Genomic DNA, 14757 nt, shown 5'->3' on the forward strand with positions numbered 1-14757 from the left:
ATTAAAGCAGGCCGAAGCACCAATAAAGAATCCCCTGCTGGGCATGGAGGCGATTTTCAGCCTCGTCCCAGACCACTGATTGCGGGCCATCGATCACCGCGGCCGTCATTTCGTCGCCGCGATGGGCGGGCAGGCAATGCATGAAGATGGCGCCCGGATTGGCGAGGCTCATCAGCCTTTCGTCGACCTGGAAGCGGCGCAATTGTTCGGTGCGGTCGAAGGTATCGGCATCGCCCATCGAAACCCAGGTGTCGGTGACGACGCAATCGGCGCCCTTCACCGCTTCCTGCGGGTTGTCGGAGATCTTCACCTTGCCGCCGTTCTCATGCGCCCAGTTGATGACGTCGCGCGGCGGGGCGAGATTGGCGGGGCAGGCGATGTTGAGCTCGAAATCGAAGCGCACGGCGGCGTGGATCCAGCTTGTCGCCATGTTGTTGCCGTCGCCGGACCAGGTCACGCGCTTGCCCTTGATGGCCCCACGATGTTCCTCGAAGGTCATCACATCGGCCATCAGCTGGCAGGGGTGGGTGCGGTCGGTCAGGCCGTTGATGACGGGGACGGTCGCGTATTCGGCGAGCTCCATCAGTTTCGATTCCTTGGTGGTTCGCACCATGATGCAATCGACATAGCGAGAGAGCACGCGCGCCGTGTCGGCAACGGTCTCGCCGCGGCCCAATTGTGAGCTCTCGCGCTCCAGAACAACCACCTCGCCGCCCAAGGCCTTCATGCCGATCTCGAAGGAGACGCGGGTGCGGGTCGAGGGCTTCTCGAAGATCATGGCGAGCTTTTTGTCGGCAAAGGGCTTGGCATTGCCGTTCGGGAAGTTCTTGGCCTTGACGGCCTTTGAGACGTCGATGATGCGCCGCAGGTCGGCGGCCGACATGACATCGAGATCGAGGAAATGATGGGGGGTCTTGGTCATAATATCACGCAGCTTTCGCTTGGGCCGCCACGGCGGCGATCATGTCGATGGCAGAATCAATTTCCGCTTCGGTGATGATGAGGGGCGGCAGCAGGCGGACGGTATTGTCGCCGGCGCCGACGGTCAGGAGGCCGACGCCGCGCAATGCCTCGACCACATCCGTGTTGACCACGCCTGCGGCGCATTTCAGGCCGCGCATCAGACCTTTGCCGTGCTTCAGCACGAAGAAGGCAGGGAAGCGGCGCAGCAACTCGTCGATGCGGGCATCGAGATGGGCGCCGACCTTGTTGACGTGATCCAGCAGATCGGTGTCGAGCACGATGTCGAGCACGGCGTTGCCGACCGCCATCGCGAGCGGATTGCCGCCGAAGGTGGTGCCGTGGGCGCCGGGGCCGAAGGCCGCCGCCACCTTGTTGGTGGCAAGGCAGGCGCCCATGGGGAAGCCGCCGCCGATGCCCTTGGCGATCGAAACGATGTCAGGCGTGATTCCGGCCCATTCATGGGCCAGGAACTTGCCGGTACGTCCCACACCCGACTGCACTTCGTCGAACATGAGGAGCAGGCCGAACTCGTCGCAAACCTTGCGCAGGCCCTTGAGGAACTCGATATCAGCGGCGCGCATGCCGCCTTCGCCCTGCACCGGCTCGATGAGGATCGCCGCCGTCTCCGGCCCGATCTTGGCGCGCACTTCGTTGAGATTGTTGAAGGCGCAATGGTCGAACCCGTCGACATTGGGTGCATAACCTTTGAGATATTTCTCGTTGCCGGCGGCAGCAAGCGTCGAGAGCGTGCGGCCGTGGAACGAGCCTTCGAAGCCGATCACGCGGTAGCGCTTCGGATCGCCGAAATCGTCATGGTATTTGCGGATGAGCTTCAGGCCGCATTCGATCGCCTCGGCGCCGGAATTAGCGAAGAAGACCTGGTCGGCGAAAGTCGCCTTGGTCAGGCGCTCGGCGAGCTTGGTCTGCCCTGGAACCTGATAGAGGTTCGAGGTGTGCCACAGCTTCTGCGCCTGGTCGATGAGCGCCTTCACCAGGTGGGGGTGGGAGTGACCCAGTGCCGTCACCGCGATGCCGCTGGCGAAGTCCAGGAATCGTCGCCCATCCGCCGTGAAGAGATAGGCGCCCTCGCCACGGTCGAAGGCGAGTTCCGAGCGGGCATAGGTGTGCATCAGGCTGCTAGGCATTTGAGCGGTCATTTTGGCCTCTAGTGGGTCAAAAAGGGCCATCGTTTGGCCCGGAAAGCGGCGACTATCGGGAGGGGAGCCCTCTCTGTCAACCGCGGGTGTGGATGGGCGGCCGGCATTGGCGACCGGGCCCGTCATCGCGTCAGCTTCTTGCTCATGTAGACGGTTGTCCCGTTCATGAATTCTTCTTGCTTGTCCAAGGCATAGCCATACTTCAGGTAGAGGGCGATATTGGCCGTGAAAGCGCCGTTGGTGAGCAGCCGCAGGTCGAATGTGCCCAGTTCCTTGGCCTTCTCCTCGGCGCGCGCCAGCAACAGCCGGCCGATCCCCTGACCTTGCGCCTCCGGGTGGACGGCGAGGTTCTCGATCCACAGGTGATCGGCGCGCGGCATGGTTTCAATAAGGCCGACAAGGCGGCCGTCCCCGCTGACGACGTCAAAGTCATGCTCCAGCACGGCCTTGGCGTAATCGACCTGCATGGGCAGCGGTTTGCGGCCGATGACGGGCACCCATTTGGCGTAGGCGGCCGAAACGATGGCGGCAATGGCCGGGGCGTCATCCGGCACGGCCGGCCGCATCACGAATGGTAAATCGCCTGTCATTCGCCTGGCTCCGAAAAAACACAAAAAACCCCGCCGACCGGTCTGGTGGGCAGGGGCGCTTCAACTCGAACGATGCCGGGGTCTATTCGCCGGCAAACCTTTCCGTTCGTGCCAAAAGCTGAGCGCTCCGCACCAGGGTGCAGAGTCGACGTCGGCTGGCCGCGCGGCAAAGAAGGTTGTTCATGGGTCGGAACCTAGGGAATTGCCGCCGGCCGGTCAAGGCCGTTGGGGCGATACCGTTACGGCTTCAGGCGATAGCCGCTGCGGAACCAGCGATAGGCGATGCAGAAGAGAATCGCATTGGCGGCCAGAAGGACGCCGGCGCCGGTCAGCGGATCCGCCGAGCCGGTCCCGGTCATGGCAAAGCGGAACCCGTCGATGATGTAGAAGACCGGATTGAGCCGCACCAGGTTCTGTGCCGCTTCCGGCAGGTTCTCGACCCGGTAGAAAACGCCGGAAAGGAACGACAGCGGCAACAGCAGAAAGGTGTGGACGGCGGCGAAGGAGTCCCACTTTTCCGCCCAGATGCCGACCAGGATGCCGATCAAGGCATGCAGCATGGTGCCCATGAGCGCGAAGAAGAGCAGGGCGGGAAGGTTGAAGAGGCTGAGATCGGCAAAGAGGAGTGTGGCGAGCGCCACCACGGCGCCCACACCCATGCCGGCCGCGGAGGCGCCGCCGAGATAGCCGCAGACGCGTTCGGCGGCATTGAGCGGGGCCATCAGCAGATCGGCCATGACCCGTTCATGCTTGTCGAAGATGAACGAGCCGCAGGCGCACTCAAAAGCCTTCTCGCAGGCGACGAAGATGATGAGGCCGGGGGCGATGAAATCGAGCAATGACGCGTTGCTCGCCATGCCGCCGGTCGTGCGCAAGGCCAGATGGAAGACGCCGAGATAAAGCAGGCAGGAAACAACGGGGCCGAGAATCTGGTAATTATAGTCCTGAAGCCCGCGCAGCGCTTCACGCCGGGTCAGCGTATAGAGCCCCATCCAATTGACGGTACCGAACCGTCTTGGCTGCAGGGAACCGGCATTCATGGCCGTAACCGGCTGCCATATTGGAAGCTGAGATAGTTGCCGACCAGCAAGGCCAGGTTGACGCCGATAAGCACGATTGTACCGAGCAGAAGCGACCCATCGGCATGGCCGATGAGCCCATAGCGGAACCCGTCGATCATGTAGAAGAAGGGATTGAGATGGGCGAGGAAGCGGCCCAGCTCCGGTAGGCGCTCGGTCGAATAGAAGGTGCCGGAGAGAAATGCCAAGGGCGTGATGATGAAATTGGTGACCGCCGCCATATGGTCGAACTTCTCAGCATAGATGCCGGCAACCACACCGAGCTGTGCCAGCATCAGGCTGGCCATCACCGCATAGAAGATCATGGCGCCGGGATGCGCGAGGTGCAGCGGCACGAAGACCCATATTGCCGCTGCCGTGCTGAGCCCCACGATCAGCCCGCGCGTCAATCCGCCCAAGGCCAGCCCCAGCGTGATCTCGAATGCGTTGAGCGGCGGCATCAACAGATCGACGATGTTGCCTTGGATCTTGGCGATCATCAGCGAGGAGGAGGTGTTGGCGAAGGCGTTCTGGGTCATCGCCATCATGATGAGACCGGGGGCGAGAAACTCCATATAGGGAACGCCACCAACAAGGTCGGTCGAATGCCCCATCGCCAGCACGAAGACGGCGAGGAACAGCAGCGTCGTCACCATCGGGGCGAGCACGGTTTGGGTCGCGACGGTCAGGAACCGGCGGACTTCCTTGCGATATAGGGTGGCAAGGCCGATCCAGTTGATCGGCCCATAGCGGCGGGGCGATAGGCTGTGCGACATGATGGGGCGAAATTAGTGCCCCCGCCCGCCGCGCGCAATGGCCTCCGGCCGGCTTATTGAATGTCGTCGAGTTTCGCCTGAAGCTCGTCCTTGGCACTGGTCATGGTGAAGACCAAGTCATAATGGCCGAGTTCCGACGGATCCCAGGCTGCCACGGTGATATTGCCCCGCTGCCAGGTAGGGACATCCATCTTGAAAGAGATACCGGGCGCGATCTCGACCTTGTCGCGCTTCACGGCCGGATCGCCCAGCTGCTGATTGAGCCCGGCCATCAGCTTGTAGCCGTCCTTGGCCCGGACTGGCGAAAGACGCGCCGCCACCAGCGCATACTGGCCGCCACCGGCACCCAGCTCGTTGCCGCCATAGAGCGCATCGCTGAAGCCGGTTTCATCGAAGCTGGCGGTCTGGAATCCTTCGTCTGCCCCGTTAGACCGATCGGCGACTTCCATGAAGTCGAAGCGGACGCGTGTTTTGACGCCGTTGATTTCGAACTCGACCGGGCGCCACCAGGAAAGATTGGCGGGATCGGGCGCCACGACCCGGCAGGTCAGCAGCCCCACGGCCTCATAGCGCGCCTCATCGCGGGCGACATAGCCCACCATGCGATCCTTGAGATCGGGGTCGTTGGCGCATTTGACCGTGGCACCCTTGGGCAGGTCCTTGAAGGGCAGTTTCATGTTCTTGAATTGGGTCAGCGTCGTGCCCAGGCGATAACCCAGGGCCGCCTCATCCATGCCGGCTGAAGCCGCCGCTGTGGAAAGGGCAAGAACCAGAGTCGCGGCAGCAAATGCCTTGCCTACCGCCATCGTCGCGCTGCGTACCATATGAACATCCCGTCCCGTGGGGGCGATGCATCGGGAGTCCAAGGAACATTCCGTGCCCCTCCGACTCGGCATCACCGAACACAGTCAGAATGCCCAGGAAGTGTGGCAGTTCCGTTGTGAGAAGATTCTTTCAGCTGTGAAAACGCTGTGATCAAAATCTCCGACTTGGCATGCCCAAGTCCGTTTCCGATGCAAAGGCTGCATCCGGCGCGCGACGCTTTAAGGTCGGGTAAGCTCTGTGACGGATCGGTGTCGTCAGAATGCGTCCGCCGGCATCGCCATCAAGGAGTCAGATCCAGCCATCAAGGTCGTGAACAGCGAATTAGACTCCGGCAGCAGGCGCGCGAAATAGAAGCGCGCCGTCATGACCTTGGCCGCATAAAAGCCGTCACCGTCCTCATTCTTCTTGGCAAGGGCGATCTCGACCATGCGGCACCACATATAGCCGAGAGCCACCAGCGCAAAGAGGCGTTGGTAATCGGTCGCGGCAGCACCCGCTTCATTGGGGTTGGCGAGGCCTGCCTGTGCCACCCAGGCCGTTGCCTGCTGCAGCTTGGCAAAGCCCTTGGCGAGCGGCAGCACGAATTCAGCCATCTCGGGCTTTTCGGATGCCTGCTCGATATAGTCGGCGACGGGATGGAAGAAGCGGCGCGCAAGGCGTCCCATGCCGGTCGGCAGCTTGCGCCCGACCAAGTCGAGCCCCTGAATGCCGTTGGTTCCTTCATAGACCTGGGTGATGCGCGCATCGCGCACCAGCTGCTCCATGCCCCATTCGCGGATGTAGCCGTGGCCGCCATAGACCTGGACGCCGAGATTGGCGGCGTTGAAGCCGTGATCGGTCAGGAAGGATTTGACGATCGGGGTGAGGAGCGCCACGAGATCGTCGGCTTCCTGCCGTTTCTCAGGGTCGGGATGATGCTGCGACACATCGAGCTCACGCCCGACCCAATAGGCAAGGGCTCGACAGCCTTCGGTGAAGGCGCGCATGGTCAGCAGCATGCGCCGCACATCCGGATGCACGATGATCGGATCGGCGGCCTTTTCGGGAAACTGCGCGCCGGTCAGCGATCGCATCTGCAGGCGTTCGCGGGCGTAAGTAACGGCGCCCTGATACGCCGCCTCGGCGATCCCCAGGCCTTGCATACCGACGGCGAGGCGCGCCGTGTTCATCATGGTGAACATGGCCGACATGCCCTTATGCGGCTTGCCAACCAGCCAGGCTTGCGCCCCGTCGAAATTCATGACGCAGGTCGAGGATGCCTTGATGCCCATCTTCTTCTCGATGGAGCCGCAGACGACCGGGTTGCGGGCGCCGGGCTTGCCGTCTTTGTCGGGAAGGTATTTCGGGCAGACGAAAAGCGAGATGCCGCGAATGCCGGCCGGCGCATCTGGGAGGCGCGCCAGCACCAGATGGATGATGTTTTCGGTGAAGTCATGCTCGCCGGCCGAGATGAAGATCTTGGTGCCGTAAAGCTTGTAGGAGCCGTCGGGATTTGCCTCCGCACGCGTCTTGCAAAGGCCGAGATCCGTGCCGCAATGCGGTTCGGTCAGGCACATCGTGCCGGTCCAGGTGCCGTCGACGAGTTTGGGGAGATAGAGCGCCTTCTGCTCATCCGACCCATGTGTGTGGATGGCGTTGTAATTGCCGTTGGAAAGACCGGGATACATGCCGAAGGAGAGATTGGCTGAGCAGATCATCTCCTCGACGGCGAAATTGACGAGTTTCGGCAACCCTTGCCCGCCATATTCCGGATCACAGGGTAGGCTGGTCCAGCCACCTTCGATGAAGGTCTTGTAGGCTTCCTTGAAGCCCTTCGGCGTCGTGACGGTGCCGTTCTCGTAATGGCAGCCTTCTTCGTCGCCCGGGTGATTGAGGGGCTGCAGCACTTCCTCGCAGAACTTGCCGGCTTCTTCCAGGATCGTGGCAACAAGATCAGGGGTCGCTTCGGCAAAATCGGGAATCTGCTGCGGCAGATTTTCGAACTGCAGAACTTCATTCAGCACGAACTGGATATCGCGCAAGGGTGCTTTATAGGCGGGCATGATTGTCTCCCTTAGAGCCCGGTCGGACGATACCCCCCTCCCCGCCCTCCCCCTCAAGGGGGGAGGGAGAAGCAATCGAGCAACGCGCTCGTTCCAGTCCTCTCCCCCCTTGAGGGGGAGAGTTAGAGAGGGGGGTATGGAACGACTGGGTCAAATCCATCCTGCTCAATTCCTGAGCGGCTTGCCGGTGGTGAGCATGTGTTCCATGCGCGCCAAGGTCGGGCCGGTTCGTAGCAACGTCATGAAGGCTTTCTTCTCGAGTTTCGAGATCTGGTCTTCGGTGACGATTTCGGTGATGTCGGTCTTGCCGCCCGAAAGCACCTCGGCGAGCGCGTCGGAGACAGTGACGTCATGCGGCAGCGCCTTGCCCTGCTGCGCGAAGCCCTCGACGGCGAGTTGCAATGCAGTTCGCGCGGTTGGGCCGGGCAGGCGCAGTTCCTGCGGCGCTGGCGGCTGATAGCCGGCCGCGAGAAGCGCCAGCGCCTTCTGCTTGGCGTCAAACAGCAGCCGGTCTTTGTTCATGCTGATCGAATCATCCTTGCGCAGGAATTTGAGTTCCTTCGCCTCTGCTGCGGATTTCGCAACTTTGGCCAGTGAGATCGCCTCGAACGCTTGTGCAATCGGCGGCATCGGGCCCTTAGGGTCCTTGGGGCCGGGTTGATAGCGTAGCAGCATTTCCTTGCAGCCACCCCAACCGGGGATGAGGCCGACGCCCACTTCGACGAGGCCCATATAGGTCTCGGCATGGGCCTGGATCGCAGCGCAGTGGAGCAGCACCTCGCAGCCGCCGCCCAAAGCCATGCCGCTCGGCGCGCCGACGATCGGGAAGGGCGCGAACTTCACCGCTTTGTAGGCGGATTGGCCGGTGCCGATCATATCTTCGATCATCGGCCACATGGCGATGTTGGCGGCAAAGAGGGCTAGGCCGATATTGGCGCCAACCGAGAAGTTCTCCGCCTCGTTATGGATAACGAGCGCCTTCATCTTCTTCGCCACGTGATCGACCGCCTGCTTGACGAGGGTCAGGCTGTCCGGATCGAGCGCGTTCATCTTGCTGTGGAACTCGAGACAACCGACACCGTCGCCGATATCCCACAATGACGCCGAGCCGTTTTTCATGATCGGCTTCGCTGCCAGCTTGACGTCGGAGAGCAGCAGCACGCCCTCCGGCCGCACCAGCTTGGTGTAATTCCCGTCGGGTTTCAGATGTTCGATGGCGCCGTCTTTGACGCGGTAGAATCCGCCCGCCTTGGCGGCAATCGCCAAAAAGGGCGGTACCGGTAATTTCGCAGCGGTGAGTTTTTCGGCGAACCAGGCGGCGCCCATCTGGTCGATCATCTCGAAGGGCCCGCGCTTCCAATTGTAGCCGGTCTTCATGCCCTGATCGACGGCGACGACATCGTCGGCGATCTCCGGCACCAGCGAGGCGGCGTAGGAGAGCAGGCCGGACAGAACTTTCCAAGCATATTGCCCGCCTTTGTCCTTGTGCTCGACCAGGACCTTGAGGCCGCCCTTGGCGGCATCGGCTGAATCGAGGCGCGCGCGATCGCTCGGGGCATAGGTACCGGTTTTGAGGTCGATCGATTCTTTGACCTTCCCCCCACCTTCCGTGTTGAGGCGATAGAAGCCGCCCTTGCCTTTGCGGCCCGTATAGCCGTCGGCGATCATTTTTTCGAGGAGCGCCCAGGGGCGGCGCAGCTTCATATAGGCATCGCCGGGTGAAAGCAGGCTCGCCATGCTCTTGTCGACATGGGGCATGAGGTCAAGTCCGACGAGATCCAGGAGGCCGAACAGACCCGTCTTGGGTGCCCCGATCGGGCGGCCCATGATGGCATCCGCTTCCTCGACCGTGAGGCCGAGATCAAGGGCGGCGGTCACCGCCGCCTGCATCCAGAAGACGCCGATGCGGTTACCGACGAAGCCCGGCGTATCCTTCGCATGCACGATGGTCTTCCCCAGCATGCGGTCGCCGAAATCGCTGATCTCCTGCAAGACCTCGGGGCGCGTCTTCACACCGCCGACGATCTCCAGCAGGCGCATATAGCGTGGCGGGTTGAAGAAATGGGTGATGCAGAAATCGGCCTGCACCGTCTCCGGCATGCCTTCGACCAATTTCGCCAAGGGGATGGTCGATGTGTTGGAGGAAAGAACCGAGCCCTTTTTCCGCTTGCCTTCGAGCTTGTGGTAAAGGCCCTGTTTGAGATCGATGCGCTCGATGATCGCCTCGACCACCCAATCGACGTCACCCAATTTGTCGAGATCATCCTCGATATTGCCGGGCGTGATCAATCTTGCCGCCGCCTTCGACATAAGCGGTGCGGGATCGGCTTTGAGCAGCTTCTCGATCGCCCCCTTGGCGATGGCGGAACGGTCGCTTCCTTCCTTCGGCACGATATCGAGCAGCAGAACCGGAATGCCGGCATTGGCGATCTGGGCGGCGATGCCCGCCCCCATCACGCCGGCGCCGATGACGCAGGCTTGCTTGATGGGCATCAGATCGCCTCCAGAATGGTGGCGATACCCTGGCCGCCGCCGATGCATTGGGTGGCGAGCGCGAACTTCTTGCCCTCACGCTTCAGCAAGCTCGCCGCCTTGCCGGTGATGCGGGCGCCTGTGGCACCCAGCGGATGGCCGATGGCGATGGCGCCACCGTCGAGATTGACCTTGTTGATATCGATCTTGAGGTCGCGGATGCAGGCGAGCGATTGCGAGGCGAAGGCCTCGTTAAGCTCGATGATGTCGATATCGTCGATGGTGAGGCCCGCGCGCTTCAACGCCCGTTGCGTCGCCGTCACCGGGCCAATCCCCATGATCTCCGGCGCACAGCCTGCCACGGAAACGGCGCGAATCTTGGCGAGGATCGGCAAGCCATGCGACTTCGCGTAATCGAGCGAGGTGACGAGGCAGCAAGCGGCGCCATCGGTCAAGGGCGACGACGTACCGGCCGTCACCGAGCCCGCCGCATCGAACGCGGGCTTGAGTCCAGCCAAACCCTCCGTCGTCGTGTCGGGCCGAATCGTGCCGTCTTCCGAGATCGTCTCCTTGCCGGCTTGGATCGGCACGATCTCGTCCTTGAACTTGCCCGCAGTTCGGGCGGCACTGGCCTTCTTCTGGCTTTCGACCGCGAAGGCTTCCTGTTCGGCGCGGCTGATTTTGTATTTGTTGGCGACATTCTCCGCCGTCATGCCCATCGAGATATAGGCGGCGGGCAGGCGCTCGTTGAGGGCCGGGTTGGGCATCGGGTTGAAGCCCAGCATGGGGACGCGAGTCATGCTTTCGATGCCGGCGCAGACGAAGACGTCGCCCGCCCCCATCGCGATGGCCCCGGCCGCCAGGTGAATGCCCTGCATGGAGGAACCGCAAAACCGGTTGATGGTGGCGCCGGCGACCGATTGCGGCAGACCGGCGATCATGCCCACCAGTTTCGCCACGTTGAAACCCTGCTCGCCTTCCGGGAAGGCGCAGCCCATCAGCAGATCTTCGATATCATTGGGCTCGACCTTGGTCTTCTCGACGATCGACTTCACGACAGCGGCGGCGAGATCGTCGGGCCGCACTTTGATCAGCGCGCCCTTATTGGCGAAGTGAAAGGGTGAGCGCTGATAGGCGACGATGACGGCTTCTTTCATCACGGCTTCTCCTTTTGGGCGGCACGGGCTTTTTCCTCGTCCACCAGATTCTTCTTCAGGATCTTGCCGATGATGCTTTTCGGCAGATCGGCGCGGAATTCATAGAAACGCGGCTTCTCGATCTTGGAGAGGCGGCTCTCCAGGAATGCATCCAGCGTCTCCTGGCTGCAGGTCTCGCCATCCTTCAGGACGACGAAGGCCTTGATATTCTGCCCGCGGTAAGGATCGTCGATGCCGATGACGGCGCATTCCTTGACGGCGGGATGCTGATAGATCGCCTCTTCGATGACGCGCGGATAGACCTTGAAGCCGGAAGCGTTGATCATCTCCTTCAGGCGGTCGGTGATGAAGACGAAGCCTTCCGCATCGACATGGCCGACATCGCCGGTATGGAGGCAGCCATTCTTGATGACTTCCGCCGTGGCGTCGGGGCGTTTCCAATAACCCAGCATCACCTGCGGCCCGCGGAAGCAGATCTCGCCCTTCTCGCCGGGCTGCATGCGGGTGACACCGTCATCGAGCGACACGATCTCGCAGGCGGTGAAGGGGAAGGGCAGGCCGATCGATCCTGCCTTGCCGCCCGTATCGACCGGGTTGCAGCAGCAGACCGGCGAGGCTTCGGAAAGGCCGTAGCCCTCGATGAGCCGGCAGCCGCTTTCCTCCTCGAATTTCTTGCGCACCTCGGCGGGCAGCGGCGCGCCGCCGGAAATGGCGAAGACCAGCGAGGAAAGATCGAATTCCTTGAATTGCGGGAAATTGAGGAGCGCGTTGAACAAGGTCGGCACGCCGACCAGGGCCGTCGGGCGCTTGCCGTGAATGATGCGGAGCAGCCGCAGCGTGTCGAATTTGGGTTCCAGGATCATGGTGCCGCCGACCGACAGCGTCCAGTTCATGACGCAGGTCATGGCAAAGGCGTGGAACAGCGGCAAGACGCCGACCGTCTTCGATGTCGGCTTGTCGACGGTATAGAACCAGCGCTTCGACTGGATGGCGTTGGTATAGACGCTGGCATGGCTCAGCATCGCACCCTTGGGCACGCCGGTCGTGCCGCCGGTATATTGCAGCAGGGCGACATGGATCGTCGTGTCGATCTCGACCGCGCGATAGGCGCCGTCATTGTCGACGAGATCCTTGTAGGCGATGTGGCGGCTGTCGCGCATCATCCGCGCATGGGCCGATCGCATGACGAAGGGATAGACGAGGTTCTTGGGGAATGGCAGCTGGTGCGCCATCGGACAGACGATCACCGATTTGAGCCGCGATTTCGGCAGCACCGCATCAAGCTTGGGGAGCAGCTGGGCGACGTCCAGCGTCACCATGAAATCGACCTCAGCATCGGCGATCTGCCGCTCGATCTCCGGCTCGGCATAAAGCGGGTTGAAGTTGACCAAGGTCGCCCCGGCCTTGAGCGCACCGTGATAGAAGAAGACGAAATAGGGACAATTGGGCAGGAATAGCCCCAGCCGCATGCCGGGCTTCAGGCCGATCTGCTGCAACCCCTTGGCGACGCGGTCGGTTTCCCGCTTCACCTCGGCGTAAGAGTAATGCTTGTCGAGGAAGTCGATGCAGTCATTGCCGGGATAGGCAGCGGCACTGTCGTCGAGCAGGCGATAGACAGGGAGAGCCGGAATCGGCGTCGCACCGTCGACCTCGCGCGGATAGCTCGCGAGCCAGGGGCGGGCCGTATCCTCGGCCGAGCCGGAATCCTGCAACGACGTGGCGCTCATGGCCCTCCTAGCGACCACGGCGCTGTTCATCGTCCCCCGACGCGCCGGATCAAGCCCAGATGATTAGAGCCGATCTTTAGGCATTAAGGCAAAGGAATGGTTAATGGCGTCGAGAGATACCTGTACAAGGGAAAAAAGTCAGAAATGCTGATGCTTTTGAGGGGCAAGACGGGTTGCTGATTTTGGCCCCTCTAGCCTCGCTCCCGGGCTAGTTGCGCGAGGCTAATATGCGGGCAGCAAAGCCGGCTGTCGCTTCCCTATGACTTCAAAATAGGCGAGCAGCATTGCGGCACCCATTGCAGCAGCACCATAGATCGCAAAGATCGCACCGACCGCGATGAAGATCATGGTGGAGCGCACGATCAACAACGTAATGACGCTCAGGATAACGCCAATGAAGGCAACTGGAATCTGAACCCGCAACTGCAGAAAGACAAAATCCCAGAGCAGACCCGAAGTTGCCTGCCAAATCTTGATCGGGCTGACAAATTCGCGTCGAGCGACGGTATAGGCTGGCCAAATCATGAGCCGGGCCAGCAGGAAGACATGAAGGCCTGCCTGAGACAAAACAGTTCCCAAGGCGATCATCGAATGCCCGGTTGAGCTTCCTCTGCCGGGGCTGACTCTGTTGGAGATGAGCTGTTGCAGTAGATCTCGGGCGCCCACGATGGCTAAGTCAGCGGCAAGCAGAAGCAGGGAAACTGCAACAAACTGCCAGAAGGCCTTTTGAATGGGAAATGTGAGGCAGTGTTTAAGTGAGTTGTGCCAGAGCGCCGTCATCCAAGACCATTGAAAGATGCCGAGCCAAATGGTGCCAAGAACAGGCAATAGATAGGGTATGAAATGATTGAAAAATGAATGGTCCGGAATTGAGAACCAGAGGGAGCCGCCGACAGCCGCGAAGACGAAAAGTATGGTGACGGCGCTCGCTGACGCAACACAAACGAGCAGTGTCGGCCACTGATAATAGGGAATCTTTAGTCCCTGACCGCCAATATCCCACCAGTCTAACTCACGCACGGTCTCACCTAGCCGCAGTCAGGAATTGCGTTGACCGCGAAGCTAGCAGGGCCGATCAGCGTTCTACAAGTTAGAATTGTGCAATAGTGAGGGGTGACGGTTCCGCTATCGCCAACTTCTTACCCCAAACCAAACTGCGTCACGACTTTCGCGAAATCGTCGGCGAAGTTGCTCCCCGAGCGGAGCACTGGGCTCCCTTCGGGCAGGCGGCTGAAATCGGCCGATGCCACTTCCTGGCTGGTGAGGACGGCGCAGGGGATCTTTTCGGTGACGGCCACGGCCTTCAGCGCGCGGATGAGATCGACGCCGGTCAGGCCCTTCATCACCTGCGAGGTGATGACCATATCGGGCCTGAGGCGCAGCGCGGTGGTGAGGCCCTCGATCGGATCGCTCACCGTATTGACGCGGAAGCCGCAGGCCATGATCTGCTTTGAAAGGATCTTTGCGACGGCGCGGGCCGGCGTCACCAGCAGGATTTCGACGTTCTTGATCTCGATATCGCCGGGCGAGAAGCTGCGGCTGACATGGGACGGCAGGCCGCGCACGATCTGGGCGATCTCGTCATCGTCTGGTTGTGACGGGCGCTCAAGCAGCGTGCCCAATGTGTCGCAAAAGGCTTGCGCATCGCGCTGGGTCTTGTCGGTCCAATCGCTGATGTCGTTGAGATAGCCCTGCAAACGCTGGGCAACCATTGCCACGGCCGGAAAGCCGAACGAACCACCGGTGATGCGCAGATTGTGCGCATGTTCCGCGAGGGCCGGCACATTGTCATCATTCGCACCCTGTGCGGCCACCTCGTCGAGCAGACGGTTCATCTCGGCAAGGCGCGTCGTTGCCTCGTCATGGAACTCAAGCTCGGCCTTCTGTGTGAGCTCTTCGATGTTGGCGCCAGTGACTTTCACGGTCTGCACTTTCCCTGCAATTTTAGGCATTCGCAATTGCGCGCCGGGATGGCGCGAGCGGACGCAGC

The 14757-nt window shown here is 61.4% G+C and carries 12 protein-coding genes; all 12 read right to left on the reverse strand.

The annotated features are described in order from the left end of the window. Position 1 precedes the first annotated feature (1 nt). The 12 genes from argF to ACE3PP_RS03495 all read right to left on the reverse strand — a co-directional run bounded on the left by argF (position 2) and on the right by ACE3PP_RS03495 (position 14689). Positions 2-922 carry an ornithine carbamoyltransferase gene (argF, locus tag ACE3PP_RS03440; RefSeq protein ID WP_374377961.1) on the reverse strand — a complete coding sequence of 307 codons (921 nt, stop codon included), beginning with the start codon at positions 920-922 and terminating at the stop codon, positions 2-4. Between the two features lie 4 nt (positions 923-926). Beyond that, positions 927-2120 (reverse strand): aspartate aminotransferase family protein, encoded by a 1194-nt coding sequence (locus tag ACE3PP_RS03445; protein WP_374377963.1) that lies wholly within the window; start codon positions 2118-2120, stop codon positions 927-929. A 122-nt stretch (positions 2121-2242) separates the two neighbouring features. After that, positions 2243-2710: a GNAT family N-acetyltransferase gene (locus ACE3PP_RS03450; RefSeq protein WP_374377965.1), complete on the reverse strand. Its 468-nt coding sequence runs from the start codon at positions 2708-2710 to the stop codon at positions 2243-2245. A 239-nt stretch (positions 2711-2949) separates the two neighbouring features. Further along, positions 2950-3750: an ABC transporter permease gene (locus ACE3PP_RS03455; protein ID WP_374377967.1), complete on the reverse strand. Its 801-nt coding sequence runs from the start codon at positions 3748-3750 to the stop codon at positions 2950-2952. After that, entirely contained in the window at positions 3747-4544 is a 798-nt protein-coding gene (locus ACE3PP_RS03460) for an ABC transporter permease (protein ID WP_374377969.1), read from the reverse strand. The genes ACE3PP_RS03455 and ACE3PP_RS03460 overlap by 4 nt, the downstream gene beginning before the upstream one ends. A 53-nt stretch (positions 4545-4597) precedes the next feature. Continuing rightward, positions 4598-5368 (reverse strand): hypothetical protein, encoded by a 771-nt coding sequence (locus tag ACE3PP_RS03465; RefSeq protein ID WP_374377970.1) that lies wholly within the window; start codon positions 5366-5368, stop codon positions 4598-4600. A 255-nt stretch (positions 5369-5623) separates the two neighbouring features. Next, the gene (locus tag ACE3PP_RS03470) at positions 5624-7411 is read right to left on the reverse strand and encodes an acyl-CoA dehydrogenase C-terminal domain-containing protein (protein ID WP_374377972.1); all 1788 of its coding nucleotides are present in this window, start codon (positions 7409-7411) and stop codon (positions 5624-5626) included. A 165-nt stretch (positions 7412-7576) separates the two neighbouring features. Next, positions 7577-9904 (reverse strand): 3-hydroxyacyl-CoA dehydrogenase/enoyl-CoA hydratase family protein, encoded by a 2328-nt coding sequence (locus tag ACE3PP_RS03475; RefSeq protein WP_374377974.1) that lies wholly within the window; start codon positions 9902-9904, stop codon positions 7577-7579. Next, positions 9904-11040, reverse strand: a complete 1137-nt coding sequence (locus ACE3PP_RS03480) for an acetyl-CoA C-acyltransferase (RefSeq protein WP_374377975.1) — start codon at positions 11038-11040, stop codon at positions 9904-9906. The genes ACE3PP_RS03475 and ACE3PP_RS03480 overlap by 1 nt, the downstream gene beginning before the upstream one ends. Continuing rightward, a complete protein-coding gene (locus ACE3PP_RS03485; protein ID WP_374377977.1) occupies positions 11040-12767 on the reverse strand; it encodes a long-chain fatty acid--CoA ligase in 1728 nt (575 codons plus the stop codon). Before ACE3PP_RS03485 ends, ACE3PP_RS03480 begins: the two co-directional genes overlap by 1 nt. A gap of 222 nt (positions 12768-12989) precedes the next feature. Continuing rightward, on the reverse strand, positions 12990-13787 hold the full coding sequence (locus tag ACE3PP_RS03490) for a hypothetical protein (RefSeq protein WP_374377979.1): 798 nt from the start codon (positions 13785-13787) through the stop codon (positions 12990-12992). Positions 13788-13906: 119 nt separating this feature from the next. Continuing rightward, the gene (locus tag ACE3PP_RS03495) at positions 13907-14689 is read right to left on the reverse strand and encodes an Hpt domain-containing protein (protein WP_374377981.1); all 783 of its coding nucleotides are present in this window, start codon (positions 14687-14689) and stop codon (positions 13907-13909) included. Positions 14690-14757 lie beyond the last annotated feature (68 nt).

This window comes from Dongia sp. (assembly GCF_041910485.1).
Classification (GTDB): domain Bacteria; phylum Pseudomonadota; class Alphaproteobacteria; order Dongiales; family Dongiaceae; genus Dongia.